Source organism: Stenotrophomonas sp. EMP41 (genome assembly GCF_047495535.1).
Taxonomy (GTDB): Bacteria; Pseudomonadota; Gammaproteobacteria; order Xanthomonadales; family Xanthomonadaceae; genus Stenotrophomonas; species Stenotrophomonas sepilia.
The window spans coordinates 3,170,187-3,194,769 of sequence record NZ_CP179923.1; the positions used below are offsets into that span (position 1 = coordinate 3,170,187).

Annotated in this window: 28 protein-coding genes and 1 other RNA gene; 20 read left to right on the forward strand and 9 right to left on the reverse strand. The window is 67.7% G+C overall.

Going from position 1 to position 24,583, the window contains the following annotated elements; all coding sequences use genetic code 11:
• Positions 1–49: 49 nt before the first annotated feature.
• Complete coding sequence (locus ACMGRF_RS14585) at positions 50–910, reverse strand: YicC/YloC family endoribonuclease (RefSeq protein WP_111191242.1); 861 nt, start codon at positions 908–910, stop codon at positions 50–52.
• A gap of 124 nt (positions 911–1,034) precedes the next feature.
• On the opposite strand from ACMGRF_RS14585, the gene rph reads away from it, so the two are divergent.
• The 7 genes from rph (at position 1,035) to pepQ (ending at position 8,281) form a co-directional block, all read left to right on the forward strand.
• Positions 1,035–1,760, forward strand: coding sequence for a ribonuclease PH (gene rph, locus ACMGRF_RS14590; RefSeq protein WP_111191241.1), 726 nt, complete (start codon positions 1,035–1,037; stop codon positions 1,758–1,760).
• Positions 1,757–2,146, forward strand: a complete 390-nt coding sequence (locus tag ACMGRF_RS14595) for a VOC family protein (protein WP_111191240.1) — start codon at positions 1,757–1,759, stop codon at positions 2,144–2,146. The genes rph and ACMGRF_RS14595 overlap by 4 nt, the downstream gene beginning before the upstream one ends.
• A complete protein-coding gene (gene rdgB, locus ACMGRF_RS14600; protein WP_134709396.1) occupies positions 2,143–2,739 on the forward strand; it encodes an RdgB/HAM1 family non-canonical purine NTP pyrophosphatase in 597 nt (198 codons plus the stop codon). Before ACMGRF_RS14595 ends, rdgB begins: the two co-directional genes overlap by 4 nt.
• A gap of 56 nt (positions 2,740–2,795) precedes the next feature.
• Entirely contained in the window at positions 2,796–4,022 is a 1,227-nt protein-coding gene (hemW, locus tag ACMGRF_RS14605; protein ID WP_258391384.1) for a radical SAM family heme chaperone HemW, read from the forward strand.
• Between the two features lie 201 nt (positions 4,023–4,223).
• The gene (locus ACMGRF_RS14610; RefSeq protein ID WP_414485355.1) at positions 4,224–6,503 is read left to right on the forward strand and encodes a DUF1631 family protein; all 2,280 of its coding nucleotides are present in this window, start codon (positions 4,224–4,226) and stop codon (positions 6,501–6,503) included.
• A complete protein-coding gene (locus tag ACMGRF_RS14615) occupies positions 6,500–6,874 on the forward strand; it encodes a PilZ domain-containing protein (protein ID WP_005418979.1) in 375 nt (124 codons plus the stop codon). Before ACMGRF_RS14610 ends, ACMGRF_RS14615 begins: the two co-directional genes overlap by 4 nt.
• 75 nt (positions 6,875–6,949) lie before the next feature.
• Entirely contained in the window at positions 6,950–8,281 is a 1,332-nt protein-coding gene (gene pepQ / locus ACMGRF_RS14620; RefSeq protein ID WP_180881164.1) for a Xaa-Pro dipeptidase, read from the forward strand.
• Between the two features lie 484 nt (positions 8,282–8,765).
• Here pepQ and ACMGRF_RS14625 read toward each other — a convergent pair whose 3' ends face one another.
• Together ACMGRF_RS14625 and ACMGRF_RS14630 are read right to left on the reverse strand one after the other, a co-directional pair.
• Positions 8,766–10,088: an aminopeptidase P N-terminal domain-containing protein gene (locus ACMGRF_RS14625; RefSeq protein WP_099486189.1), complete on the reverse strand. Its 1,323-nt coding sequence runs from the start codon at positions 10,086–10,088 to the stop codon at positions 8,766–8,768.
• A gap of 5 nt (positions 10,089–10,093) precedes the next feature.
• Positions 10,094–10,642: a UPF0149 family protein gene (locus ACMGRF_RS14630; RefSeq protein WP_049417103.1), complete on the reverse strand. Its 549-nt coding sequence runs from the start codon at positions 10,640–10,642 to the stop codon at positions 10,094–10,096.
• A gap of 154 nt (positions 10,643–10,796) precedes the next feature.
• On the opposite strand from ACMGRF_RS14630, the gene ACMGRF_RS14635 reads away from it, so the two are divergent.
• The 8 genes from ACMGRF_RS14635 (at position 10,797) to ACMGRF_RS14670 (ending at position 14,928) form a co-directional block, all read left to right on the forward strand.
• The gene (locus tag ACMGRF_RS14635; protein ID WP_005418996.1) at positions 10,797–11,018 is read left to right on the forward strand and encodes a TIGR02449 family protein; all 222 of its coding nucleotides are present in this window, start codon (positions 10,797–10,799) and stop codon (positions 11,016–11,018) included.
• Positions 11,015–11,311, forward strand: coding sequence for a cell division protein ZapA (locus ACMGRF_RS14640; protein ID WP_049417102.1), 297 nt, complete (start codon positions 11,015–11,017; stop codon positions 11,309–11,311). The genes ACMGRF_RS14635 and ACMGRF_RS14640 overlap by 4 nt, the downstream gene beginning before the upstream one ends.
• 153 nt (positions 11,312–11,464) lie before the next feature.
• A non-coding RNA gene (gene ssrS / locus ACMGRF_RS14645) (6S RNA) lies at positions 11,465–11,650 on the forward strand.
• 83 nt (positions 11,651–11,733) lie between these two features.
• Complete coding sequence (locus tag ACMGRF_RS14650) at positions 11,734–12,327, forward strand: 5-formyltetrahydrofolate cyclo-ligase (RefSeq protein WP_049440069.1); 594 nt, start codon at positions 11,734–11,736, stop codon at positions 12,325–12,327.
• Positions 12,324–12,803, forward strand: a complete 480-nt coding sequence (locus ACMGRF_RS14655; RefSeq protein ID WP_005419001.1) for an EVE domain-containing protein — start codon at positions 12,324–12,326, stop codon at positions 12,801–12,803. The genes ACMGRF_RS14650 and ACMGRF_RS14655 overlap by 4 nt, the downstream gene beginning before the upstream one ends.
• 22 nt (positions 12,804–12,825) lie before the next feature.
• Positions 12,826–13,473, forward strand: coding sequence for a ribose-5-phosphate isomerase RpiA (gene rpiA, locus ACMGRF_RS14660; RefSeq protein ID WP_014648291.1), 648 nt, complete (start codon positions 12,826–12,828; stop codon positions 13,471–13,473).
• A gap of 21 nt (positions 13,474–13,494) precedes the next feature.
• Positions 13,495–13,938 carry a DUF192 domain-containing protein gene (locus ACMGRF_RS14665; protein ID WP_099495440.1) on the forward strand — a complete coding sequence of 148 codons (444 nt, stop codon included), beginning with the start codon at positions 13,495–13,497 and terminating at the stop codon, positions 13,936–13,938.
• A 144-nt stretch (positions 13,939–14,082) separates the two neighbouring features.
• Entirely contained in the window at positions 14,083–14,928 is an 846-nt protein-coding gene (locus ACMGRF_RS14670) for a SirB1 family protein (RefSeq protein WP_005419007.1), read from the forward strand.
• Positions 14,929–14,987: 59 nt separating this feature from the next.
• On the opposite strand, the gene ACMGRF_RS14675 is transcribed toward ACMGRF_RS14670, so the two are convergent.
• A complete protein-coding gene (locus ACMGRF_RS14675; protein WP_014038358.1) occupies positions 14,988–15,212 on the reverse strand; it encodes a rubredoxin in 225 nt (74 codons plus the stop codon).
• A gap of 34 nt (positions 15,213–15,246) precedes the next feature.
• Here ACMGRF_RS14675 and thiE point away from each other — a divergent pair, with 34 nt between their 5' ends.
• Complete coding sequence (gene thiE / locus ACMGRF_RS14680; RefSeq protein ID WP_049440074.1) at positions 15,247–15,873, forward strand: thiamine phosphate synthase; 627 nt, start codon at positions 15,247–15,249, stop codon at positions 15,871–15,873.
• An 18-nt stretch (positions 15,874–15,891) separates the two neighbouring features.
• A complete protein-coding gene (gene hemL, locus ACMGRF_RS14685) occupies positions 15,892–17,181 on the forward strand; it encodes a glutamate-1-semialdehyde 2,1-aminomutase (RefSeq protein WP_049417097.1) in 1,290 nt (429 codons plus the stop codon).
• Positions 17,182–17,254: 73 nt separating this feature from the next.
• On the opposite strand, the gene azu is transcribed toward hemL, so the two are convergent.
• Positions 17,255–17,704, reverse strand: coding sequence for an azurin (gene azu / locus ACMGRF_RS14690; protein WP_049413722.1), 450 nt, complete (start codon positions 17,702–17,704; stop codon positions 17,255–17,257).
• 122 nt (positions 17,705–17,826) lie between these two features.
• Here azu and ACMGRF_RS14695 point away from each other — a divergent pair, with 122 nt between their 5' ends.
• Positions 17,827–18,429: an HAD-IA family hydrolase gene (locus ACMGRF_RS14695; protein WP_049413721.1), complete on the forward strand. Its 603-nt coding sequence runs from the start codon at positions 17,827–17,829 to the stop codon at positions 18,427–18,429.
• Between the two features lie 53 nt (positions 18,430–18,482).
• Here ACMGRF_RS14695 and ACMGRF_RS14700 read toward each other — a convergent pair whose 3' ends face one another.
• Positions 18,483–19,709 carry an acetylornithine transaminase gene (locus ACMGRF_RS14700; protein WP_414485356.1) on the reverse strand — a complete coding sequence of 409 codons (1,227 nt, stop codon included), beginning with the start codon at positions 19,707–19,709 and terminating at the stop codon, positions 18,483–18,485.
• 63 nt (positions 19,710–19,772) lie between these two features.
• On the opposite strand from ACMGRF_RS14700, the gene ACMGRF_RS14705 reads away from it, so the two are divergent.
• Positions 19,773–20,645, forward strand: coding sequence for an ion transporter (locus tag ACMGRF_RS14705; RefSeq protein ID WP_049413719.1), 873 nt, complete (start codon positions 19,773–19,775; stop codon positions 20,643–20,645).
• 102 nt (positions 20,646–20,747) lie between these two features.
• Here ACMGRF_RS14705 and ACMGRF_RS14710 read toward each other — a convergent pair whose 3' ends face one another.
• The 3 genes from ACMGRF_RS14710 to ACMGRF_RS14720 form a co-directional block, all read right to left on the reverse strand.
• Positions 20,748–21,689: a YiiG family protein gene (locus ACMGRF_RS14710; protein ID WP_262257065.1), complete on the reverse strand. Its 942-nt coding sequence runs from the start codon at positions 21,687–21,689 to the stop codon at positions 20,748–20,750.
• Positions 21,690–21,849: 160 nt separating this feature from the next.
• On the reverse strand, positions 21,850–22,842 hold the full coding sequence (locus ACMGRF_RS14715; protein ID WP_111096659.1) for a YiiG family protein: 993 nt from the start codon (positions 22,840–22,842) through the stop codon (positions 21,850–21,852).
• A gap of 92 nt (positions 22,843–22,934) precedes the next feature.
• Positions 22,935–23,753 carry an SDR family oxidoreductase gene (locus tag ACMGRF_RS14720; protein ID WP_049413715.1) on the reverse strand — a complete coding sequence of 273 codons (819 nt, stop codon included), beginning with the start codon at positions 23,751–23,753 and terminating at the stop codon, positions 22,935–22,937.
• Between the two features lie 108 nt (positions 23,754–23,861).
• On the opposite strand from ACMGRF_RS14720, the gene ACMGRF_RS14725 reads away from it, so the two are divergent.
• Positions 23,862–24,545, forward strand: coding sequence for a hypothetical protein (locus ACMGRF_RS14725; RefSeq protein ID WP_049413712.1), 684 nt, complete (start codon positions 23,862–23,864; stop codon positions 24,543–24,545).
• The last annotated feature ends 38 nt before the right edge of the window (positions 24,546–24,583 follow it).

Sequence of the window (24,583 nt, forward strand, 5' to 3'; positions counted from 1 at the left end):
AACGACAAGGGCGCCCGGAGGCGCCCCTGCGCTGTTGCCGGATGCAACATCACTCGATGTTCTGCACCTGCTCGCGGATCTGGTCGATCAGCACCTTCAGCTCGACCGCCGCATTGGACGTACGGCTGTCCACCGACTTCGAGCCCAGCGTATTGGCTTCGCGGTTGAACTCCTGCAACAGGAAGTCCAGGCGGCGGCCGACCGGCTCGCGCTGCTTGAGCACGCGGCGGATCTCGACGATGTGGCTGCCGAGGCGATCCAGCTCCTCATCCACGTCCAGCTTCTGCAGCCACAGCACCAGCTCCTGTTCGGCACGACCAGGGTCGACCGGGTGCGGCAGGTCAGCCAGGCGGGCGGCCAGCTTGGCGCGCTGGCCGTCGCGAATGGCCGGAATCAAGGTGCGCACTTCGGTGGCAATGCGTTCGATGCCGTCCACGCGCTCACTGATGGCCGCCGACAACTTGCCGCCTTCGCGTTCACGCGCCTCGACGAAGCCGTCCAGTACCTGGTCGAGCAGGGCCAGCGCCTCGACCTGCAGGGCGGCGGCATCGGTGGCCTCGCCGCGGGTCACGCCCGGCAGCTGCAGCAGGTCGGTGAAGCTGACCTGCAGGTTGGGGAAATCGGAGGCCAGCCGGTGCGCCAGGCGGCCCAGCTGGCCCAGCAGGGCCTCGTCCACCTGCAGGTTGGCGGCGGCTTCCGGCGCACGCAGGCGCATCACCAGATCCAGCTTGCCGCGGCTCAGGCGCGCGGCGATGCGCTCGCGCAGCTGCGGTTCCAGCGCCCGCAGTTCCTCGGGCAGGCGGGTGCCGACCTCCAGGAAGCGGTGGTTGACCGAGCGCAGCTCGCAGCCCAGCGTGCCCCACGGGGTGACCCGCTCGCCGCCGGCATAGGCGGTCATGCTTCGAATCATGGAATGTGTCCGGTGCGTGCAAAGGGGGAATGGTACCCTAGCGCCCTCACCAGAGCCCCCTTGCCCGCCCCGTGAAGGCCGCGGGCGTGGCGGCGTACTCCCTTGCCATTACGGAACCCGCACCATGTCCGATTCCCGCCCCAGCGGCCGCCAGCCCGACCAGCTCCGCCCGGTCGTCATCCAACGCGGCTTCACCCGCCACGCCGAAGGTTCGGTGCTGGTGTGCTTCGGCGAAACCCGCGTGCTGTGCACCGCCAGCGTCGAGAACCGCGTGCCGGGCTTCCTGCGCGGCAAGGGCGAAGGCTGGGTCACCGCCGAGTACGGCATGCTGCCGCGCGCCACCCATACCCGCAGCGACCGCGAAGCGGCCCGTGGCAAGCAGGGCGGTCGCACGCTGGAGATCCAGCGCCTGATCGGCCGCAGCCTGCGTGCCTGCGTGGACCGCAACGCGCTGGGCGAACGCACCATCACCCTCGACTGCGACGTGCTGCAGGCCGACGGTGGCACCCGCACCGCCGCCATCACCGGCGCCTACGTGGCCCTGGTCGATGCAGTGAACGTGCTGATGAAGCGCGGCGACATCAAGCGCAACCCGGTCCTGGGCGCAGTTGCAGCAGTGTCGGTAGGCGTGTACCGCGGCACCCCGGTGCTGGACCTGGACTACGCCGAAGACAGCGACTGCGACACCGACATGAACGTGGTGATGAACGACGGTGGCGGCTTCATCGAGCTGCAGGGCACCGCCGAAGGCCATGCCTTCCGTCGCGACGAGCTGGACGCGCTGCTGGGCCTGGCCGAAAAGGGCGTGCGCGAGCTGCTGGCCGCGCAGCAGGCGGCGCTGTCGGCATGAACCGGCGCCTTGCCCTGACCACCCTGGTGGTGGCCGACTATGACGAAGCCATTGCCTGGTACACCGACAAGCTCGGCTTCGCACTGCTGGAAGACATCGACCAGGGCCACAAGCGCTGGGTGGTGGTCGGCCCAACCGACGGCAGCGCCGCCGCCCTGCTGCTGGCACGCGCCAGCGACGAGGAACAGCGCAGCCGCATCGGCAACCAGACCGGTGGCCGCGTTGCCTTCTTCCTCAACACCGACGACTTCCACCGCGACCACGCAGCGATGCTGGCCGCCGGCGTCGAGTTCCTGGAAGCACCGCGCGAAGAACCCTATGCAACGGTCGCGGTATTCCGCGACCTGTATGGCAACACCTGGGACCTGTTGGAGCCCCGTCAATGAACAAACTGGTACTGGCCAGCCACAACGCCGGCAAGCTGGTGGAGATGCAGGAGATCCTCGCCGACCTGCCGCTGCAGATCACCTCGGCCGCCGAACTGGGCCTGGGCGACGTGGAAGAGACCGGCCTGACCTTCGTCGAGAACGCGCTGCTGAAGGCACGCGCGGCCTGCGAAGCGACCGGCCTGCCGGCACTGGCGGATGATTCGGGCCTGATCGTCGACGCACTCGGCGGCGCGCCCGGCCTGTACAGCGCGCGCTATGCCGGCCACCCAACCAATGCGGCGGCCAACAACGCCAAGCTGCTGGACGCGATGGCCGACATTCCCGACGGCCAGCGCAGCGCCCGCTTCTACGCGGTGATCGTGCTGCTGCGCCACGCCACCGATCCGCAGCCGCTGATCTGCGAAGGCCGCTGGGAAGGGCAGATCATCCGTGAGCTGCGTGGCACGAATGGTTTCGGCTACAACCCGGTGTTCCTGGACACCACCCACGGCCTGACCGCCGCGGAAATGGAGCCGGCGCTGAAGAACGCCATCAGCCACCGTGCCATTGCCCTGCAGCAGCTCAAGCAGCAGCTGGCGACGCTGTACTGACGCCACCCGATCGAACCAGGGAAGCCGGCCAGCGGCCGGCACTACCGAAGAAGCCCATGCCGCACGACCACGACCACTGCAACCACCTGCCGGGCGAAGCCTGCTCCGCTGACCACGACAGCCCGCCGCGACTGGTGCCGCCGCCGCTGTCGCTGTACGTGCACCTGCCGTGGTGCGTGCGCAAATGCCCCTACTGCGATTTCAACTCGCACCAGGCCAAGGGTGAGCTGCCGTTCGATGCCTACATCGATGCGCTGCTGCGCGATCTCGACCAGGATCTGCCGCTGGTCTGGGGCCGGGTGGTGCACAGCGTGTTCTTCGGCGGCGGTACGCCCAGCCTGTTCCCGCCGGAAGCGATCGATCGTTTCCTGCAGCAGGCCAGCGCGCGCCTGCGCTTCGCACCCAATGCCGAGATCACCCTGGAGACCAACCCGGGCACCGCCGAGCATGGCCGCTTCGACCGCTACCGCGCGGCCGGCGTGAACCGCCTCAGCTTCGGCATCCAGAGTTTCGACGATGCAATGCTCAAGCGCCTGGGCCGCATCCACGACAGTGGCGAAGCCGAGCGCGCGGTGAAGATGGCGCAGGACGCGGGCTACGACAACGTCAACATCGACCTGATGTATGCGCTGCCGGAACAGACCCTGGCCGGCGCCGAGGCCGACCTGGAGCGTGCGTTCGCGCTGCAGCCGGCCCATATCTCGCACTACCAGCTGACCCTGGAACCGAACACGGTGTTCTTCGCGCGGCCGCCGCAGGGCATTCCCGACGAAGACAACGCCTGGGACATGCAGGAACACTGCCAGGCGCTGCTGGCGCAGGCCGGTTTCGGCCAGTACGAGGTCAGCGCCTACGCGCGCCCTGGCCGGCAGAGCGCGCACAACCTGAACTACTGGCGTTTCGGTGACTATCTGGGCATCGGTGCCGGTGCGCACGGCAAGATCAGCTCGGGCGCCGAAGAACACGTGCTGCGCCGCTGGAAGCTGAAGCATCCGCAGGCCTACCTGGACAGCGCCGGCACGCCGGCCTCGTTCGGTGGTGACGATGTGATCGCAGCCGAGCGCCTGCCGTTCGAGTACATGCTCAACCTGCTGCGCCTGCACGAAGGTTTCGGCCTGCGCGATTTCGAGTCGCGCACCGGGCTGCCGCGCAGCGTGCTGGACGCGCCGCTGGCCGAGGCCGTGCAGCGCGGCTGGCTGGACGTGGCGGAGGGCCACGTGCAGCCGACCGAGCTGGGCCGCCGGTTCACCAACGACGTGGTGAGCCTGTTCCTGGAGGACTAAACCTTCCGCCGTAGCGGGTAGCGCCGGCCGCTGGCCGGTACTCCGGTGGAGACAGCGCTGCCGGCCAGCGACCGGCACCACCGTTCATCCGTCGTCCCTCCCCAGCGGACGTGAGACACGTTCACCCTAAAGTAGCGCCGACTGCGGCCGACACGGTAGATTCACAAGATCGATCCGCGGGAATCCGGGTACCGCTCGCCGATGTCAGCTGTCTTTTCCATTACCTCTGCCGACAAAACCCGCCTGGCCGCCAGCGACCTGCCACCGCGGGTGCGTGAGCTGCTGGGCGCGTTGATCGGCCTGTGCCGGCAAACGCTGGCCGCGCCGCTGATCCTGACCGTCGAAGCGTTGGAGCAGACGCTGCTGCACGACGCGGATCGCGCGCGCAATCCGCAGCTGCAGGCGGAGTTGATGGCCCAGCGCGGCCAGTTGCATGCCTTTTCCGGTCATTTCGCTGACCGCATGCTTGATGCCGTGGCCGATGCGCTGATACGGCTGCGCGAACCCACGGCCCACTTCAGCACCGGTTCCACGCCGCCGCCGCTTCCCGGAATGCTCGGGCTGTCGCTGGTCGATGAACATGAAGTGGACCGCGACCTGCTGCTGACCGAGATGGTGCGGCGGGAGACGCTGCGTTCGACCAACACGCTGAACCTGCTGGGCCAACGCCTGGGCGTACTGGCGGCAGCACCGGCCTTCGAGGCCGACACCCTGCCGCTGGCACCGCAGGCACTGTGCGTCATGCTGCGCCGGATTGCCGAACAGGATTCGCTCGCTGTCGACGTTCAGCTGGCGCTGTACCGCAGCTTCGAACGCCAGGTGCTGGAACGCCTGGGCGACATCCTCGACCGTGCCAATGCCCTGTTGGCCCAGCACGGCGTGCTGCCCGGCCTGGTCTACACCCCCTATCTGGCGCGTTCATCGAGCACCCGGCGGATCATCACCCAGTCGGTGGGCGGTGGTCGCACCACGCAGCCGGCAAAGCGTGCCGCCGCGCCACTGACCGGCTGGAACGGATCGGCACCGGCCGGCTCCTGGTCGAGCCTGGTGCAGGACGCTTTCCAGGATGACAGCACGGCCGGCGCGGCCTTGCCGGGCCTGACCACCTCCACGGGCAGCGCGCTGCATGCGCTGCTGCAGCAGGCACGCCATGCCAGCGCAGCACCTGCGGATCGCGATGCTGTGCCGAGCGCGGCCGTGGATGCGGTCCTCGCACGCCTGCAGGCGCAGTCCAGCGCCGCCACCGGCGTAGCCGACCTGCAGGCGGCCGTGGTGGCGCAACTGCGCAGCGAGCATGGCACGCAGGCCCAGCTGGGCAGCCACGACCGTGACAGCCTCGACCTGCTGCGCATGCTGATGCAGCAGGTGCAGCAGCAGCAGCGTCCGGACCCGGTGCCGGCCGCCCTGCTGGCGCGCCTGCAGGTACCGCTGGCACGTGCGGCAATGGCCGACCCCGGCTTCTTCGTGCGCGACGAGCACCCCGCGCGCGAACTGCTCAACCAGATTGCCGAAGTCGGCGCCAACTGGCTGGGCGACGATGATGTCGACCCGCAGTTGCTGCAGCGCATGGCACAGAGCGTGCAGGGCCTGCTGGGCCAGGATGCGCGGGCGCCGGAGGCCTTCGCCAGCGCGAACGAGGACGTGCAGCAGCATCAGCGCGCCGCAGCGCATCGCGCCGAGCTGGCCGAGCGCCGCCATGTGGAAGCCGCCCGCGGCAAGGAGCGGCTGGAACTGGCCCGGCGCCAGGCCAGCGCACAGATCGACCAGTGCTGCGACGCGCAGGAGCCGCCCCGCTTCGTGCAGACCCTGCTGCGCCAGGCCTGGGCCGATGCCCTCACCCTGACCCGCCTGCGCCACGGCGACGATTCACCGCAGTGGCAGGAACGCCTGCAGCAGACCCAACGCATCGCCGCCGTCACCGCGCAACCCGTTGATGCGCCCGGCGGCACCGATGCAACGCTTGCTGCCGAAGTCGAGGCCGCCCTGCTGCAGGTCGGCTACCACGCCGAGGAAGCCGCCGCCGTCGCACGCAGGCTGGCCACGCCTGGCGGCGAGGACGAGAGCACCTCGCGTACCGAACTCAGTGCCCGCCTGAAGGCACGCGCGCGCCTGGGCGAGCACGCCGGTACGGCCGCCGGCACGACGCCCGCCACACCGCGCAGCAGTGCCGAAGAAGCCGCTTACCAGCAGCTGTCCTCCCTGCCCTTCGGCAGCTGGTTCGACATCGATACCGGCGATGGCACACTGCGCCGCCAGCGCCTGTCCTGGTACAGCCTGCTGACCGGCCACGCCCTGCTGGTCAATCCGCGCGGGCAGAAGATCGCCGATACCGACCTGGATACGCTGGCCCGGCAGATCAGTGCCGGCCAGGCGCAGCTGGTCACTGAGGACAAGGCCCGGCTGGTTGACCGTGCCTGGGAGGCCAGCCTTGGCGCATTGCGTGCACTGGCGGCCGGCCATACGCAGGAGACTTCCGCATGATCACCCAACCGCCGCAGGACACCCGCCGCGCGCCGCGCCGCCAGGTCTCGGACCTGGTACCGGTCACCGACCAGATGCGCGAAAGCGTGGTGGGCCGGCTCGGCAATATCTCCGAAACCGGCATGCTGATGCTGGCCAGCGCACCGTTGCGCGAGGATGCGCTGTACCAGTTGCGCTTCCCCCTGCCGCTGGGCGACGGCCGCCACCAGGACATCGACGTGGGCGTGCACCTGCTGTGGAGCGAACCCGCACACGCCCCCGGACAGAGCTGGACCGGCTTCCGCTTCCTGACCCTGTCGCGCGAGCATCGGCAGCTGCTGCGCCAGTGGGTGGGCGAAGACAGCGACGAGGGGCCGGTTTCGACGGCCTGAGTGCCGGTTCCAGCACAGCGGTTTTTCCCGGTATGCGGCAGAATCTAGGGCCGTTTTCCGTGTCGAGCCACCGCAATGATCCAGCAAGACCCCGGCGCCCTGTATTCCGACCACCTGGCCGTGCTGTGCCGACGTGCCGAACAGGCGCTGGCCCGCGGCGGCTTCGATCACCTGGTGGTGCCCAGTGGCACCCTGCACTACCAGGTGTTCGATGATCGCGACTACCCGTACGCGGTCAATCCGCAGTTCAAGGCCTGGTTGCCGCTGACCCGCGTGCCCAACAGCTGGATCGTGTTCACCCCCGGCAAGCGCCCGGCGGTGATCTTCCACCAGCCCTTCGACTACTGGCACGTGGTGCCGGATGCCCCCAGCGGCTGGTGGGTGGATCACTTCGACATCCACATCATCCGCAAGCCGGAAGACGCGCTGGCGCTGCTGCCGGCCGATCCATCGCGCTGCGCGATCCTCGGCGAGCCGCAGAGCGCGCTGGGCAGCTACGTGCCGAACAACCCGGCCCCGGTGGTGAACTACCTGGAATGGCACCGCGGCAGCAAGACACCGTATGAGATCGCCCTGATGCGCCAGGCCCAGGTGCTGGGCGTGCGCGGCCACCGCGCTGCCGAGGCCGCATTCCGCAATGGCGCCGACGAGTTCAGCATCCACATGGCGTACTGCCAGGCGGTCGGCCAGGATGCCAACGAGCTGCCGTACGGCAACATCGTGGCGCTGAATGAACATGCCGCCGTGCTGCATTACACCGAGCTGGGTCGCAAGGCACCGCAGCCGCTGCGCAGCTTCCTGATCGATGCCGGCGCCAGTGCCCACGGCTACGCCAGCGACATCACCCGTACCTACGCCGCGCAGGGCCACGACGAGTTTGCGGCGATGATCGCCGCCGTCGACGCTGCCCAGCAGCGGATGTGCGCAGCGGTGCGCCCGGGCTTTGACTACAAGCAGCTGCACGTGGATGCGCACCTTTCGCTGATGGGCGTGCTGAAGGACTTCGGCGTGATCAAGGTGTCGCCGCAGACCGCGCTGGAGACCGGCGTCAGCGCCGCGTTCTTCCCGCATGGTATCGGCCACCTGATCGGCCTGCAGGTGCACGACGTGGCCGGTTTCGCGGCCAGCGACGAAGGCGGCCGCATCGAGCGCCCGGCCGGCCACCCGTACCTGCGCCTGACCCGCGTGCTGGAGCCGGGCATGGTGGTGACCGTCGAACCGGGCCTGTACTTCATCGACATGCTGTTGAATGAAGTGAAGGACGCTGGCCACGGTGATGCGATCAACTGGGACCGCGTGGACTTCTTCCGTCCGTATGGCGGCATCCGCATCGAAGACGAAGTGCTGTGCACTGATGGCGAGGCGGACAACCTGACGCGGCCGGAGTTTGCGGCGGCGAACGGCTGAGCCCCTCGTGGTTGGCTGCTTGGAGCAATAGCCGCGCTTGGCGGGGCGGGGTGGGCCATGCAGGGGACGCTGCAAGTACGTCCCTGTAAGCTCGATGGCGCCATCCATGGCGCCAACGCCCCTGCATGGCCCACCCGCCCCACCTTTGACAGTTTCCTGCGCGCGTCCAACCACGGAAAAGAAAAAAGAAAAGCAAAAGCGGGTCGCTTGCTGCGCTCGCTCTGTGTCGACCAAGGTCGACACCTACCAACAGCCGCGCGAACCAACAACCGCCGTTACCAACAGCCGCGTGAACCTGTCGAAGGCGGGGCACTGTGGGTTTGCGGGGTGTGAGCCGCATGGATGCGGCGACCAAGCCTACAAGGACGTACTTGCGGCGGCCCCGCAAACCCACAGTACCCCGCCATCCCACGGAATGCCGCTGTTGCGGTTGCTGTTGCTGTGGCCTCTGCAGGTGCAGGGCTGCAAGCCCTGCCGAAAACCCCTACCCCGCCATCACGGCTTCGATCTCGTCGGCGCTGCGCGCCAGGCCTTCGGTCAGCACGCGATGGCCGTCATCGGTGATCAGCACATCGTCTTCAGTGCGGATGCCGATACCGCGCCAACGCGGTTCCACTGTCGTGTCGTCCACGCCGATGTACAGCCCCGGCTCGATGGTGAACGCCATGCCCGGCTCCAGAAGGCGTGAATCACCGGCCAGGCGGTAATCGCCCACATCGTGCACGTCCAATCCGATCCAGTGGCCGGTCTTGTGCCGGTAGAAGCGCTGGTACAGACCTTCGGACAGATTCTTTTCCAGCGTGCCCTTCAGCAGGCCCAGCCGCAGCAGGCCCTCGGTCAAGGTCTGCACTGCGGCCAGGTGACCGGCCTCGTACGGCACGCCCGGCTTGGCCTGGGCCAGCGCCGCCGCCTGCGCCTCGCCGACCAGGTCGTGCAGCGCGCGCTGCTCGGCACTGAAGCGGCCGTTCACCGGGAAGGTGCGGGTGATGTCGCTGGCGTAGCCGCGGTACTCGGCGCCGGCGTCGATCAGCACCAGCTCGCCATCGCGCGACCGCGCGTTGTTGTCCCGGTAGTGCAGGATGCAGCCGTTGCGGCCGGCACCGACGATGCTGCAATACGCAGGCACTGCATCGCTGGCGCGGAACACGCGTTCCAGCTCGGCCTGCAGTTCGTACTCGTGGATGCCGGCCCTGGCGGCCTTCATCGCCGCCAGATGCGCACGCACGCTGATCTGTGCGGCGTGGTGCATCAGTGCCACTTCGGCGCCGGATTTGAACAGGCGCTGCTCGTGCAGCAGGTGGCCCAGTTCCAGGAACTCGTGCGGCGGCTGCGCGCCATGGCGTACCTGCGAGCGCACGCGGTTGACCCAGCCGATCAGCTTCAGATCGAAGTCGGCGTCGCGGCCGAAGTGGTAGTAGACGCGCGAGCGCCCTTCCAGCAGGCCCGGCAGGATGTCGTCCAGATCATCGATCGGGTAGGCATCGTCCATGCCGTACTGCGCTACCGCGCCTTCCTGGCCGGCGCGGCTGCCGTCCCATGCCTCGCGCTCGGCATCGCGCTCGCGGCAGAACAGGATGGCCTCGCCGTGGCGGCGGCCCGGAATCAGCACCAGCACCGCCTCCGGTTCCGGGAAGCCGCTCAGGTACTGGAAATCCGAATCCTGGCGGAACGGATAATGGGTATCGAGGCTGCGCACCTTCTCGGCTGCGGCCGGCAGCACCAGGATCGCGTCCTCGCCAGCCATGTCCATCAGCTGGCGGCGGCGACGCTTGTATTCGCCGGCAGCGATGCCGGTGCGCTGCTTGATATCCATCAGTTCAGGCGCTGCCGATGGCGCGCGGCCAGCACCACGTCGCCGTGCAGCAGCAGCACCGCCACGCGGATGAACTCCTCGATCTCCGACAGGGCTTCGTCGTCGTCATCGCCGCCGGCCTCGAAATCCTCACTGGACGCACGCGCCAGGCTGGCCATGTCGGTCAGCGCTTCTTCGCCCTCTTCGGACAGGGCCGGGCGGCGGCCGCCGCTGCCCAGGCCGAAGCCGCCCAGGAACGAGCGGGTCCAGCTGAACATGGCATCGGCCTGCGCGGACACGTCGTCGCTGTCGGCGAGCAGCAGTTCGAAGGCGAAGTCGCGGTCTTCCAGCTGCTTGATGGTGGCCTGCAGCAGTTGCCCCAGCACGCTGTCAGCGGCCACCGGCGGCAGGTTGTCGTCGGCCAGCACGCGCGCCGGCCAATCGTTGCCGGGGGCGCCGCCGGCGGCCAGCCAGCCGCACAGCGCACCGTGCAGCTCGGCAGCGGTAGCGCCCAGGCCCAGCGCCTGGCTGGCGCGGGTAACGTCGTCGACGGAGGGAAGTTCGGTCATCGTGCGGCTCGTTCGGAAATAGGAAACGCGGGGTGCGCACGCGCGCGCCCGTGAGACCCCGTAGTGTAGCAACCCTGCGGCATCCTCTCGTGGCCGTCCGGCCTTGCTGCGACAGCGCTTGACCGCCCTCACCCGGCTTGCCTATCGTGCCTGCATGGAACCCGCCGATCCCCTTGCCCAGCTGCAGGACTTTGCCGCCCGCGTGGACGCGTTGCTTGAACGCAACCAGCGCCTGGCCGAGGAGAACCGCAGCCTGCGCCACCAGCAGGAACAGCTGGTGGCCGAGCGCTCGACGCTGCTGGCCAAGAACGAGCAGGCGCGCTCGCGGGTGGAAGCGATGATCAGCCGGCTCAAATCCCTGGAGCAGCACACATGAGCGCCGAACCGGTCAGCGTCCGCATCCTCGATCGTGAATACACCGTGGGCGTCGGCGCCGACGAACGCGACAGCCTGATGGCGGCTGCGCGCCTGCTCGATGCGCGCATGCGCGAGATCCGCGGCAGCAACCGCATGGCCGCCGTCGACCGCGTCGCCGTGCTGGCCGCGCTGAACCTGGCCCACGAACTGCAGCTGCTGCGCGACGAGAACGCCCGCCAGGCCGTGGCGCTGCAGCAGACCCTGGCCGACCTGAACCGGCGCCTGGACCGCGCGATCGACGGCACCCCATAGAAAAAGGGGACGGAGGGAATTAAGGCGCATTCGCCCCTTCCGTGCTGGAAACGTCTTAATTCCCTCCGTCCCCTTTTCGCGTATCTGAATTGGCACGGACTGTTGCCGACGAACGGCCTATCCAGATCCTGCGTGCTGGCTATAATGGCCACGCGTTCTCTGCGGTACTCGACGGCATGTGCAAACATTCGCCTTGTCCCTTAAGAACGACACCGGGAGCGCGACAGCGCCGGGAGTGCAGGTCCGCCTTGTAGCGGGAAGCCCGATGGTTCTCCAGCGTTCCCACTTGAGCCCCCGGGTTCAAGGTCGTTTCGCATGCATCGACATTGCGGAGAATGCAATATTCCAGCAAGGGCGGCGTCTTCGGGCGTCGCCCTTGTTCTTTCCGGCACAATGACGGCTGATCCTTGCCGCTCGCTGCCATGACCGACCCGCGCCAGGCCTTGCGCCACGACCTGCGGCAACGCCGCCGTGACCTTAACGCTGGTGAGCGCATCGCCGCCGCCGAATCGCTTGCCGATGCCCTGCTCGCCCTGCCGTTTGCCCCGCGCGAAGGCGCGGTGGCCGGCTACTGGGCGCTGGATGGCGAAATCGCCCTGCACCGCTGGCAGCTGCAACTGCCCGAAGGACTCACCTACTGCCTGCCGGTGCTGGCCGGCGACATGCTGCGCTTCGCACCATGGCGGCCCGGGCAGCCGCTGACCAGCAACCGCTATGGCATCCCCGAGCCGGACGTGGCCGTGGAAGACACCCTGGAACCGGAACGGATGGCGCTGGTCGTGACCCCATTGGTGGGTTTCGACGCACAGTGCCGCCGGCTGGGCATGGGGGGCGGCTGGTATGATCGCAGCTTCGCCTTCCGCCACGACCGGCCGGCGCCGCCCTGGCTGGTCGGTGCTGCGTTCGCGGTGCAGCAGGTCGAGTCCTTGCCGGTGGCGTCGTGGGACGTGCCGGTGGATGCGATCTGCACCGAAGACGGCACCCTGTTCCCCTCCGCTGCCCCCGTGAACGCATGACCGCCCGCAAGCGCTACTGGCTGATGAAGTCCGAACCGGACGCCTTCTCCATCGATGACCTGGCCAAGGTCAAGGTCGAACCCTGGAACGGGGTGCGCAACTACCAGGCGCGCAATTTCATGCGCGACGGCATGCAGGTGGGCGACGGCATCCTGTTCTACCACTCCAACACCAAGGTGCCTGGGATCGTCGGCCTGGCCACCGTCGCCAGCCCAGCCTACCCGGACGACACCCAGTTCGACCCGAAATCCGACTACCACGACCCCAAGAGCACACGCGAAAACCCGCGCTGGATGCTGGTGGACGTGGCCTTCGACCGCAAGCTCAAGCAGGTGATCGCGCTGGACGAGATCAAGTTGCACGCTGACGAGCTGGGCGAGGGCTTCCCGCTGGTTGCCAAGGGCAATCGCCTGTCGGTGTTCCCGGTGACCGCCGCGCAGTGGAAGCTGCTGCTGTCGCTGGAAAAGAAATCCTGATTCCCTGCCTGAGAGTTCTCCCATGTCCGAAGCCAAGCGCCTGGCCGCCGAGAAAGCCATCGAGTACGTAGAAGACGGCATGATCGTCGGTGTCGGCACCGGTTCCACCGTGGCCTATTTCATCGATGCCCTGGCCCGCATCCAGCACCGCATCAAGGGTGCCGTGTCCAGCTCCGAGCAGAGCACCGCGCGCCTGAAGCAGCACGGCATCGAGGTGATCGAGCTGAACCACAGCGGCAACCTGTCGCTGTACGTCGATGGCGCCGACGAGTGCGACCCGAACAAGTGCCTGATCAAGGGCGGCGGCGCCGCACTGACCCGCGAGAAGATCATCGCCGAGGCCAGCGAGCGCTTCATCTGCATCGTCGACCCGAGCAAGCAGGTGCCGGTGCTGGGCAGGTTCCCGCTGCCGGTGGAAGTGATCCCGATGGCGCGCAGCCTGGTCGCCCGCCAGATCCGCGACATGACCGGCGGCCAGCCGACCTGGCGCGAGGGCGTGGTCACCGACAACGGCAACCAGATCCTGGACATCCACAACCTGCAGATCACCGATCCCGAGAAGCTGGAGCGCGAGCTCAACCAGCTGCCGGGCGTGGTCTGCGTCGGCCTGTTCGCGCGCCGTCGCGCCGATGTGGTGATCGTCGGCGGCGAGCCGCCGGTCGTGCTCTGACCCTTCCGAAGGAGCCTGACGATGTCGCTGTTGCGTTCGCTGCTGATGCTTCCGCTGCTGGCCCTGGCCGGCTGCGCCACCGATGCGGCCCGCCATTGGGTCGAGCTGGACGGCGCCCGCTACCAGGTCGAGCTGGCCACCAACGATGAAACCCGCGCGCGCGGGCTGATGTTCCGCGACCAGATGGCGACCGACCACGGCATGCTGTTCATCCACGACCGCGAGGAAATGCAGGCGTACTGGATGAAGAACACCAGGATCGCGCTGGACATCCTTTACTTCGACAGCCAGCGCAGGCTGGTCAGCCAGCAGCGCGACGTACCGCCGTGCTCGGCCGGCGACATGTGCCCGCCCTATCCCAGCGGCGGCCCGGCGCGTTATGTACTGGAACTCAACGCCGGCCAGGCCGAGAAGCTGCAGCTCAAGGACGGCACGGAGCTGAAATTCGGCCCGGGCATCGAGTAACAGGGTTCTGCCCGCGGTAGTGCCGGCCGCTGGCCGGCAACCCCACAGGGGTCAGATCCCATTCGCTCGCGAAAGGCATCTGACCCCTGAATTTTTCACGCGACACCGCTTGAATCCGCCTGCGAATGACGCCAGTCTGTGGCCATGCAGGACCGGATCACACTCCCCGACTGGGATGCCTTGGCCGACCTCGAAGACGAGGCGCTGCCACTGTTGCCGACCGCGCTGCTGATCGCGCGCGATGAATACCCCGATCTGCAGCCGTCCACCTACGACGCGCTGATCCAGAGCCATGTCGAGCACCTCCGCTCGGAAGTGGAGAGCATCGACAACAGCCCGCTGAAGATGGCGGCGATCAACCGCCACCTGTTCGACGAGCTGGGCTACAGCGGCGACCACGACGAGTACTACGACCCGCGCAACAGCTACCTCAACCAGGTGTTCGAGCGCCGCCTGGGCAACCCGATCTCGCTGGCGCTGGTGCAGATGGAAGTCGCGCGCCGGCTGGGTATTCCGCTCGATGGCGTGTCCTTCCCCGGCCACTTCCTGGTGCGCCTGCCGGTGGACGACGGCGTGCTGGTGATGGACCCGTTCAACGGTGGCCGGCCGCTGGACGTGGACGAACTGCGCGAGCGGGCCAAGTCACACCTGGGCGGGCAGATGCCCGACGACCAGGTGCTGGCGCAGATCCTCGACCCGGCGCCCGCGCGCGCGATCCTGATGCGCATGCTGCGCAACCTGCACGGCGTGTATGCCGAAGCCGGCGAGTGGGACCGCGCCGCGCGCAGTGCCGACCGCCTGCTGAAGCTGGCCCCGGAGCAGGACGATGCGCTGCGCGATCGCGGCCTGGCCTATCTGCAGCTGGAGTACCTGGCCGGTGCCCGCCACGATCTGGGCCAGTACCTGAAGCGCAACCCGGAAGCCAGCGATGCGCAGTGGCTGCGCGAGAAGCTGATCGACCTCGGCGGGCCGATGCCGCGGCTGCATTGAGGGAGTCGGTGTGTGGACCAACGGTCCACACCCACCGGATGGGCCGGATGGCCCTCCAGTCAATCGACCTCGACCATCTCGAAATCGGCCTTGGTCACCCCGCAATCCGGGCAGGTCCAGGTCTCGGGAATGTCCTCCCAGCGCGTCCCTGGCGCGATGCCTTCCTCCGGCAAGCCTTCCGCTTCGCTGTACAGGAAGCCGCAGACCACGCACATCCAGGTGCGCAAGGTGGTGGGGGTGGCGTCGCTCATCGGATAATCAGGACTGGATTCACGGGCCGCCATTGTCCCATCGCGGTCCACTCACCGGTAGCCATCGATGACTTCTGCTTCCCCGGCGCCCCGCGGCGTCTACCTGATCACCCCGGACGAGCCCGATACCGCACGCCTGCTGGCCCGTACCGCACCCTTGCTGGCCGCCGGCGCCACCTGGCTGCAGTACCGCAACAAGACCGCAAGCGACGCGCTGCGGCGGGAGCAGGCCACCGCGCTGCAGGCACTGTGTGCGGACCACGGCGTGCCGCTGATCGTCAACGATGACCCGGCGCTGGCCAAGGCCGTGGGCGCGGCGGGCGTGCACCTGGGCGGCACCGACGGCGACATCCCCAGCGCGCGCGCCCTGCTCGGCCCCGAGGCCATCATCGGCGCCTCCTGCTATGACCAGCTGGCCAATGCCGAGAGGTCCGTGGCCGCCGGCGCCAGCTACGTGGCCTTCGGCGCGTTTTTCCCGACCACCACCAAGATCACCACCAGCCGCGCCCATGCCGACCTGCTGCGGCAAAGCGCCGCACTGGGCGTGCCACGGGTGGCGATCGGCGGGCTGACGCCGGACAATGTCGGTCCCATCATCGACGCCGGTGCCGATCTGGTCGCCGTGGTCAGCAGCGTGTTCGCCGCCGAAGATCCGGTCGCGACCCAGCGCGCCTTCCTCGCCCAGTTCGCGTAACGCCCAGGATATTCCCCCATGAACCACGACCAGTCCCACGCCCTGTTCTCCCGCGCCCAGCAGCTGTTGCCGGGCGGCGTCAATTCGCCGGTGCGCGCGTTCAAGTCGGTCGGCGGCGAACCGTTCTTCGTCGAGCGCGCCGACGGCGCCTACCTGTACGACGTCGACGGCAACCGCTACATCGACTACGTCGGCTCCTGGGGCCCGATGATCGTCGGCCACAACCACCCGGCGGTACGCCAGGCGGTGAAGAAGGCGATCGACAACGGCCTGTCGTTCGGCGCGCCATGCGCGGCCGAAGTGACCATGGCCGAGACCATCACCCGCCTGGTGCCCTCGTGCGAGATGGTGCGCATGGTCAACTCCGGCACCGAGGCCACCCTGTCGGCGATCCGCCTGGCGCGTGGCGCCACCGGCCGCAACCGCATCGTCAAGTTCGAAGGCTGCTATCACGGCCACGGCGACTCGTTCCTGGTCAAGGCCGGCAGCGGCATGCTGACCCTGGGCGTGCCGACCTCGCCGGGCGTCCCGGCCGGGCTGAGCGAACTGACCCTGACCCTGCCCTACAACGACTTCGAAGCGGCCACTGCGCTGTTCGAGCAGCAGGGCGATGACATCGCCGGCCTGATCATCGAACCGGTGGTCGGCAACGCCAACTGCATCCCGCCGCGCGAGGGCTACCTGCAGCACCTGCGCGAACTGTGTACGAAACACGGCGCGCTGCTGATCTTCGACGAAGTGATGACCGGCTTCCGCGTCGCCCTCGGCGGTGCGCAGGCGCACTACGGCATCACCCCGGACCTGACCACGTTCGGCAAGATCATCGGCGGCGGCATGCCGGTGGGTGCGTACGGCGGTCGCCGCGAGCTGATGCAGCAGATCGCCCCGGCCGGCCCGATCTACCAGGCTGGCACGCTGAGCGGCAACCCGGTGGCGATGGCCGCTGGGCTGGCGATGCTGGAGCTGATCCAGCAGCCGGGTTTCCACGACGACCTCGCCGAACGCACCGCACGCCTGTGCGCCGGCCTGGAAGCGGCCGCCGCCGAAGCCGGCGTGGCGGTGACCACCACCCGCGTGGGCGCGATGTTCGGTCTGTTCTTCACCGACGAAAAGGTGGAGACCTATGCGCAGGCCACGGCCTGTGATATTCCGGCGTTCAACCGCTTCTTCCACGCGATGCTGGACCAGGGCGTGTTCCTGGCACCGTCGGCGTATGAGGCCGGTTTCCTGTCCAGCGCGCACGACGATGCGGTGATCGAGGCCACCCTCGCCGCTGCACGCGTGGCGTTCAAGGCCACCAAGGGCTGATCGCAAAAAGGGGACGGAGGGGATTAAGTCGTTTGTGCACAAACGACTTAATCCCCTCCGTCCCCTTTTTTTTCTAACCGAAGACGAACTTGCCCTTCATCATCGCGAAGTGGCCGGGGAACGAGCAGAAGAAGGTGTAGTCGCCGCCCTTCTGCAGGCCCTGGGTGGAAAAGCGCACGCGCGTGGTCTCGCCACCACCAATCACTTTGGTGTGCGCCAGCACGCGCTTGTCGGCCTTCGGCAGGTAGCTGTCGGCCAGGGTCATGCGCATGCCCGCCAGTGCCACCGGCTGGTAATCGGCCGTGCGGGTCAGCACCCAGTTATGGCCCATCGCGGTAGCGGCCAGCTTGCCGGTATGGCGCAGGGTCAGATCCACGGCGGTGCAATCAGCGGCGACCTTGATCTCGCGACTGCTGAAGCTCATCTGGTCGGTGCTGTCGATGCTCACCGCACACACCCGCGCCATCGCCGACGGCGCCAGCATCAGCGCGCCCAGTCCCACTGCCACCCACCAAGCCTTCATCGTTGCCTCTCCTGCGGTTCAAGCACCATTCTAGGCAGGCCCCTGCGGCCGCGTCTGCGACCGTCTGTCGCATGCCCACTCCAGGGTTTCCCGCGCACTCACTGCAATGGCATGCTCGACCGATGCGGATCGACCTGTTGCTGCTGGATGTGGACGGCGTGCTGGTGCAGTACCAGCGCGCGCAGCGCGTGCTGCACCTGGCGCAGGCACTGGATGTTACCCCTGCCGCAGTGCAGGCGGCGCTGTTCGACAGCGGACTGGAAGCGGCGCATGACAACGGCACGCTGCAGGGTCCGGCCTATCTGGCGCGGCTGGGGGCGTGCCTGGGCAGGACCGTCGATGTACCCAGCTGGATCGCCGCACGCCAGGCGGCCAGCCATCCGCAGCACGCGGTGCTGCAGCGGCTGCAGGTCCTGCAGCTGCCACTGGCGGTACTGACCAACAATGGCGCGCTGATGGTGCAGGCGCTGCCCACCCTGCTGCCCGAACTGTTCCCTGCACTGCAGGGACGCGTGTTCTGCAGCGCCGATTTCGGCCTGCGCAAACCTGAGCCCGCAGTATTCCTGCGCACACTCGACGTACTGGGCGTGGCGCCTTCGCGCACGCTGTTCGTCGATGACCTGTTCGCCAATGTGCGCGGCGCACGCGCCGCCGGCCTGCACGCGGAAACCGTGCGCGATGGCCGTGGATTGGGCAAGGTGTTGAAGCGTTACGCGGTGAGCTGATTGGGGTCAGAGCCCTCTCCGCGGGAGAGGGATCCGACCCCGGCACCCTGGCTTCAGCGCGCAGCGATGAACGCGGCAATTGCCGCGCGCAGGCGCTTGAGGCCTTCGGCCACTTCTTCGTCGGTGATGTTCAGCGACGGCACGAAGCGCAGCACGTCCGGGCCGGCCTGCAGGGTCAGCAGGCCGTGCTCGGCGGCATGGTCGAGGATCGCCCCGGCCTGGCCGGCGAAGTCCTTGCCCAGCACCGCGCCCAGCATCAGGCCGCGGCCGCGCACGTCGCTGAACACACCGAACTCGTCGTTGATGCGGGCGAAGCCATCGCGCAGCGCCTTGGACTGGCGGCTGACGTTCGCGGCGATCTCCGCCGAGGCCAGCTTGCGCAGTGCCACGCGGGCCACCGCAGCGGCCAGCGGGTTGCCGCCGAAGGTGGTGCCGTGCGCGCCGAACTGCATGGTCTCGGCCACCTTCGGGCCGGCCAGCATCGCGCCGATCGGGAAGCCGCCGCCGAGCGCCTTGGCCAGGGTGACCATGTCCGGCACCACATCATCCTGCCAGTGCGCGAACAGCGTGCCGGTGCGGCCCATGCCGGCCTGGATCTCGTCCAGCACCAGCAGTGCGTTGTGCTGGTCGCACAGTTCGCGCACGCGCTTGAGGAAACCGGACTTGGCCGGCATCACGCCACCCTCGCCCTGGATGGGCTCCAGCATCACCGCCGCCACGTCGCCGGCGGCCATCGCGGTTTCCAGCTGTACCTCATCGTTGAAATCGATGTAGCGGAAGCCGCCAGGCAGCGGCTCGTAGCCTTCCTGGTACTTCGGCTGGGCCGTAGCGGTCACCGCGCCCATCGTGCGGCCGTGGAAGCTGCCACGGAAAGTGATGATCACCCGCTTGTCGGCCGGGCGGCCCTGGCTGGAGGTCCACTTGCGGACCATCTTGATCGCCACTTCGTTGGCTTCGGCGCCGGAATTGCACAGGAACACGCGCTCGGCGAAGCGGCTGGCCTTCACCAGCTCCTCGGCCAGGTGCAGCGGCGGCGCGCTGTAGAACACGTTGCTGGTGTGCCAGAGCTTGCCGGCCTGCTCGACCAGCGCGGCCACCAGGTCCGGATCGTTGTGGCCCAGGCCGCACACGGCGATGCCGGCGGCCAGGTCGATGAACTCACGGCCCTGGCTGTCCCACACGCGGGCGCCCTGCCCTCGCTCCAGCACCACCTGGCGGGGCTTGTAGACCGGCAGGTAGTAGTGCGAAAGGGAGATCAGCGGATCGGTCGCGGCAGTCATGGCAGTCGGCAGGGTTCAGGAATGCCCATTCTCGCGCCGGAACCCCTGCGGCACAATGCGCCCATGCGACCGTTTTCCGCCCCCCAGCTCAACCCCGCCACCGAGACCGGCTGGCGCCGTCGGTGGTTCGACATCATCTACCGCCATGACTCGCGGCCCTCGCGCAATTTCGACCTGATCCTGGTGGTGGCGATCGTTGCCAGCATCCTGGTGGTGATGATCGACAGCGTGCAGCACCTGCATGCCGAATGGTCCACCGGCCTGTACATCCTGGAATGGGGCTTCACGATCATCTTCACCGCCGAGTACCTGCTGCGCCTGGCGGTGGTCAAGCGCCCGCTGCGTTACGCGGTGAGCATCTGGGGCATCATCGACCTGCTGTCGATCCTGCCCGCCTACCTGTCGATGTTCATCCCGGGCGCGCAGAGCCTGCTGGTGGTGCGTGCGCTGCGCATCCTGCGGGTGTTCCGCATCCTCAAGCTGACCCGCTACATCGAGGAAAGCGGCGTCCTGATGACGTCGCTGTGGCGCAGCCGGCGCAAGGTGCTGGTGTTCCTGTTCACGGTGATCACCATCACCATCATCGCCGGGGCGCTGATGTACGTGATCGAGGGCCCCGAACACGGCTTCACCAACATCCCGGCCAGCATGTACTGGGCGGTGGTGACCATGGCCACGGTCGGCTTCGGCGACATCGTGCCGCAGACCGTGCTGGGCCGCTTCGTCACCTCGGTGCTGATCCTGATCGGCTACAGCATCATCGCCGTGCCCACCGGCATCTACACCGCCGAACTGGCCAGCACCATGCGCGAAGCCGAGCTGGCGGCGCGCCGGGATGCCCGCGGCTGCCCGCACTGCGGGCTGGAAGGCCACGAGCCGGATGCACGGCACTGCCGCAAATGTGGCGGTGAACTGCCGGATGCATTCAGCCATTGAGGCAGATGCCGGCCAGCGGCCGGCACTACCGGACCAACAGGGTGCGCGCCGGGCATGGCCCGGCGCTACCGTGGGCAGATCCACGCGCTGCGTGGATCGCCCTCAGCGCATGCGGTTGCTGGTGGTCACCAGGTCGTTGTAGGCATCCAGAATCGTCGACTGTGCGCCTTCAGGGTCAGTGGTGAGCCAGCTGCCCGACGCCTTGCGCTCGGCGGCCAGCGCATCGGCGGTGATCGGCTTGCCCTGTTCCAGGCGCTCGACTCCGCGCCCGGCGGTACGCACCAGCTTGTCGGCCGAACGCTGCACATGGCCCCACATCGGGTCGTCCTTGCCGACACCACTGTTCTGGATTTCCGTCACCAGCGCCTGATAGTCGGCCAGCTGGCCGCGCAACGCCGCAACGTCCGGCGCGTCGCTCTGGAACGCCATCGCCAGCTGCTTGCCATCGCCGACAAGGCGCAGGTGGTAATAGGCCAGCGAGCGGCCTTCGCTTTCCTCGATCTGCTTCAGCTGGGCGGCGCGGCGATCGTTCTCGTTCTTTTCCAGCGCCGCATCCATCGCTTCGCTGGCCTTGAAGAAATCAGCATAGGCCTGCATCAGCGGGGCATGCTGGCTGCGCATCCCATCGCCACCGTCGCGACGATAGTCCTCGCGGGTGAAGTACCCATCGGCACGCTCGATCAGGGTGTTCAGTGCCTGGAATGCCCGCTGGTACTGTCGTGCGGGTGCATCCAGCGGCGTGGCAGGGGTCTTTGCCAGCGCATCGGTCACCGGCTGGCCGCAGTAGTCGACCCGGTGCGACAACAGCTTGCCGGGTGAACGCGGCTGCGCTTCCTTGCCGGTCGGGCCGGCCTCGGGATCCTTCATCCAGCCCGTGTAGGTCTGGAAGCCATCGTGGATGGGCTGTTCGACGCCGTTGTAGCACTCGATGTAGGCGTTCACCTTCTCCAGCCCGGGGTCGGCGACCGCCAGCCCCGCCGGTTTGTTGCAGCCGGCCAGCGCGCCGAGCAGGAGAACAGGAATCAGGCGTGTGGATGCGTTCAAGTCAGTTCCTTGCACAAGTGAAAACTGCAGCCATCGTCCTGCATGGCGCGAGCGCGCGCTCCAGCACCTCGGCAAGGTGCTGGCATTCGGGGCTGCGGGGTGTGTCATGCCGCAATCAACCTGCTCAATCGCGACAAAAATGACGCGCTGAGCTTCCCGCTTACTGGCGGTTGCTCTGGAAAACCAGCGAGTTGTATTCCTGCATCAGCTTGCTGGCCGAGCCGCGCGGCGCCATCGAGGGCGAATCCAGCATGCGCCGTTCGAAATCGCTGTAGGGCGTCTTGCTGCTGACCCGCTGCAGCCGCTCCTTGCCTTCCCGACGGAAGTTCTCGGCTTCGCGCTCGAAGCTGTTCCAGTCCAGCTTGCCCGGCTCCTGATCGGCCACCTTGGCATGCGCCTCGTCGGAAATACGGTTGAAGGCGTCGAGTCGTTCACGGGCTTGGGCCGGATCAAAGTCGTCCTCGCTCATCAGCTCCACGATCGCCTTGGCTTCCAGCATCATCGCCAGACGGTAGTACTCGCGCGTTCGCCCCTCGGCCTGTTCCAATACCTTGAGCTGCTCGCGCTGGGCAGCGTCATTCTGGCGCTCCAGCTCGGCGTTGAACGTTTCGCTGGCAACCACGAAGTCCTTGAATGCGGCCATCAAGGGCGCGTGCAGCTGCTTGCCCTTGGCAAACTGGTCGTCTTCGTAGTCCTGGCGATCATAGTAGTCGTGCGCCTCCTTGCTGACCGGCACCAGCGCCTTCAGCGCCTGCTGATAATGGCTGGCAGCAGCATCGAGTTCGGCCAGCGCCGGCTTGGCAGCCATCGCCTCGGTCACCGGGCCATCGCACTGCTTCATGTCGTAATCGCTGATCTCGAACGGACCGTACACCTGTGTCTCGCGCCCGCTCGGGCCGGCCTCGACGTCCTTGATCCAGCGCGTGTAGGACTGGAGGCTGTCGTGCGTCTTCGAATCAAGCGCGTTGAAGCAGCCGATGTAGGCGTTGAGCTTCGCAGTCAACTGCTGCTGTGCGTCCGACGGCACCGTGTTGACCTCCGGCGTGCCTGCGGCGCCGGCGTCGCCAGCGGTTGCAGGGGCCTTGCCACCGCAGGCGGCCAGGACAAGCGACAGCGAAGCGGCCAGCGCCGCGATGGAAAGCGTACGTGTCATGTGTCCACATCCCTGTTGAAAACGATTACAGCCCTGCATTCTAGCGCAGCAGGCCGAGGGCCGCAGCCCTCGGCCCTTGCGCAACGTAGCACTCAGTCCAGGAACAGATCCGGCAACAACGACCGCGACGGGTCCACGGCATAGCCGGACAGATCGCTGACGCCGGCCTGTGCCAGCACTTCATCGTCGATCAGGAACTGGCCGTGGAAACCCGCCGCCTCGCGCACCAGCACCGCGTGCGCTGCATCGGCCATGATCTGCGGCGTGCGGCAGCCGGCCGCATCGACGCCCGGAATCATGTTGATCGCATCGGTGGCGATCACCGTGCGCGGCCACAGCGCGTTCACCGCCACACCCTGCGGGCCGAATTCCGCGGCCAGGCCGAGCGTGACGAAGCTCATGCCCATCTTCGCCAGCGTGTAGCCGGTATGCGCGCCCCACCACTTCGGTTCCAGGCTGGGCGGCGGCGCCAGGGTCAGGATGTGCGGATTCGGCGCCTGCAGCAGGTACGGCAGGCAGGCCTGCGCGCACAGGAAACTGCCGCGCGAATTGACCTGCTGCATCAGGTCGAAGCGTTTCATCGGCGTATCCAGCGTGCCACGCAGCCAGATCGCGCTGGCATTGTTGACCAGGATGTCGATGCCACCAAAGGCGTCGACCGTGGCGGCAACCGCCGCCTGCACCTGCTCTTCCTCGCGGATATCGCACTTCAGCGCCAGCCCCTGGCCGCCGGCCGCGGTAACGGCTTCGGCTGCGGTATGGATGGTGCCCGGCAGCTTTGGGTTCGGCACCGCCGACTTGGCCACAATCGCCACGTTGGCGCCGTCACGCGCAGCGCGCAGTGCGATGGCCAGGCCGATGCCACGCGAGGCACCAGTGATGAAAAGCGTTTTGCCCTGCAGACTGCCCACGTTCCACACTCCAGCGTATGCAATGAGCCGCTAGTATGCCGCGCCGACGTGGAGTTCACCCGGCCTTGACGATACTTGGGCCTCCAGTCAACGCACGAGGTTCACGCCATGCGCCGTTCCCGCCTGTTGCTGCCTGCCCTGGGCCTTGCCCTGCTGACTGCCTGCCAGGGCCGTTCGCCGGAACCCGGCAAGGAGCCGCCTGCCGGTGATACCCCCAGCGCAGAGAAGGCCGCCGCCGACGGCAAGCTGCGCTGGAGCGAGGCAGTGGTGTGGGATGGCGACCTCAACGCCTGCCGCCAGGGCGAGAATGCGGCTACGCGTGATTGCCTGCGCGATGCGATGCGCGCCGGCGGCGCCAGCGCCGATGCGATCACCGCCGCCGAACAGCTGTCCACCGGCGGCGAGCTGGCCTACGTGACGGCCTGGCACGAGAACGAAGGCCTGGGCATTGCCACGGTCGAGTATCCGTTCCGCGCCAACACCAACGAGGGCACCCGTCTGGTCGACGCCAGCGGCAAGCGCATCGATGTGGATGCCGTGCAGCTGGACGACACCCTGCGTGCCGACCCCACCGTGCAGGCCCTGCTGAAGGACCACCCGCAGGCCACGCCGTTCGCACCGGCGCAGTCGGCCGGGGCCACGCCGCTGGAGAACGGCGGCATCCGCCTGCTGTACCGCACGCCGCTGCGCGACTGCCACGCCTGCCCGGATGTGGGCCAGCTGCAGATCGCCTACGACTTCGATGCCAAGCGCAACTTCATCGGCCAGCAGGTGGTGCCGGCGACGCCGTAACCTGGAAACGCCGCGTGTCGCCGGGCATGGCCCGGCGA

Coding starts and splice junctions, on each gene's coding strand:
- ACMGRF_RS14585 (WP_111191242.1), bottom strand. CDS start 910: ATGATTCGAAGCATGACCGCCTATGCCGGCGGCGAGCGGGTCACCCCG.
- rph (WP_111191241.1), top strand. CDS start 1,035: ATGTCCGATTCCCGCCCCAGCGGCCGCCAGCCCGACCAGCTCCGCCCG.
- ACMGRF_RS14595 (WP_111191240.1), top strand. CDS start 1,757: ATGAACCGGCGCCTTGCCCTGACCACCCTGGTGGTGGCCGACTATGAC.
- rdgB (WP_134709396.1), top strand. CDS start 2,143: ATGAACAAACTGGTACTGGCCAGCCACAACGCCGGCAAGCTGGTGGAG.
- hemW (WP_258391384.1), top strand. CDS start 2,796: ATGCCGCACGACCACGACCACTGCAACCACCTGCCGGGCGAAGCCTGC.
- ACMGRF_RS14610 (WP_414485355.1), top strand. CDS start 4,224: ATGTCAGCTGTCTTTTCCATTACCTCTGCCGACAAAACCCGCCTGGCC.
- ACMGRF_RS14615 (WP_005418979.1), top strand. CDS start 6,500: ATGATCACCCAACCGCCGCAGGACACCCGCCGCGCGCCGCGCCGCCAG.
- pepQ (WP_180881164.1), top strand. CDS start 6,950: ATGATCCAGCAAGACCCCGGCGCCCTGTATTCCGACCACCTGGCCGTG.
- ACMGRF_RS14630 (WP_049417103.1), bottom strand. CDS start 10,642: ATGACCGAACTTCCCTCCGTCGACGACGTTACCCGCGCCAGCCAGGCG.
- ACMGRF_RS14635 (WP_005418996.1), top strand. CDS start 10,797: ATGGAACCCGCCGATCCCCTTGCCCAGCTGCAGGACTTTGCCGCCCGC.
- ACMGRF_RS14640 (WP_049417102.1), top strand. CDS start 11,015: ATGAGCGCCGAACCGGTCAGCGTCCGCATCCTCGATCGTGAATACACC.
- ACMGRF_RS14650 (WP_049440069.1), top strand. CDS start 11,734: ATGACCGACCCGCGCCAGGCCTTGCGCCACGACCTGCGGCAACGCCGC.
- ACMGRF_RS14655 (WP_005419001.1), top strand. CDS start 12,324: ATGACCGCCCGCAAGCGCTACTGGCTGATGAAGTCCGAACCGGACGCC.
- rpiA (WP_014648291.1), top strand. CDS start 12,826: ATGTCCGAAGCCAAGCGCCTGGCCGCCGAGAAAGCCATCGAGTACGTA.
- ACMGRF_RS14665 (WP_099495440.1), top strand. CDS start 13,495: ATGTCGCTGTTGCGTTCGCTGCTGATGCTTCCGCTGCTGGCCCTGGCC.
- ACMGRF_RS14670 (WP_005419007.1), top strand. CDS start 14,083: ATGCAGGACCGGATCACACTCCCCGACTGGGATGCCTTGGCCGACCTC.
- ACMGRF_RS14675 (WP_014038358.1), bottom strand. CDS start 15,212: ATGGCGGCCCGTGAATCCAGTCCTGATTATCCGATGAGCGACGCCACC.
- thiE (WP_049440074.1), top strand. CDS start 15,247: ATGACTTCTGCTTCCCCGGCGCCCCGCGGCGTCTACCTGATCACCCCG.
- hemL (WP_049417097.1), top strand. CDS start 15,892: ATGAACCACGACCAGTCCCACGCCCTGTTCTCCCGCGCCCAGCAGCTG.
- azu (WP_049413722.1), bottom strand. CDS start 17,704: ATGAAGGCTTGGTGGGTGGCAGTGGGACTGGGCGCGCTGATGCTGGCG.
- ACMGRF_RS14695 (WP_049413721.1), top strand. CDS start 17,827: ATGCGGATCGACCTGTTGCTGCTGGATGTGGACGGCGTGCTGGTGCAG.
- ACMGRF_RS14700 (WP_414485356.1), bottom strand. CDS start 19,709: ATGACTGCCGCGACCGATCCGCTGATCTCCCTTTCGCACTACTACCTG.
- ACMGRF_RS14705 (WP_049413719.1), top strand. CDS start 19,773: ATGCGACCGTTTTCCGCCCCCCAGCTCAACCCCGCCACCGAGACCGGC.
- ACMGRF_RS14715 (WP_111096659.1), bottom strand. CDS start 22,842: ATGACACGTACGCTTTCCATCGCGGCGCTGGCCGCTTCGCTGTCGCTT.
- ACMGRF_RS14725 (WP_049413712.1), top strand. CDS start 23,862: ATGCGCCGTTCCCGCCTGTTGCTGCCTGCCCTGGGCCTTGCCCTGCTG.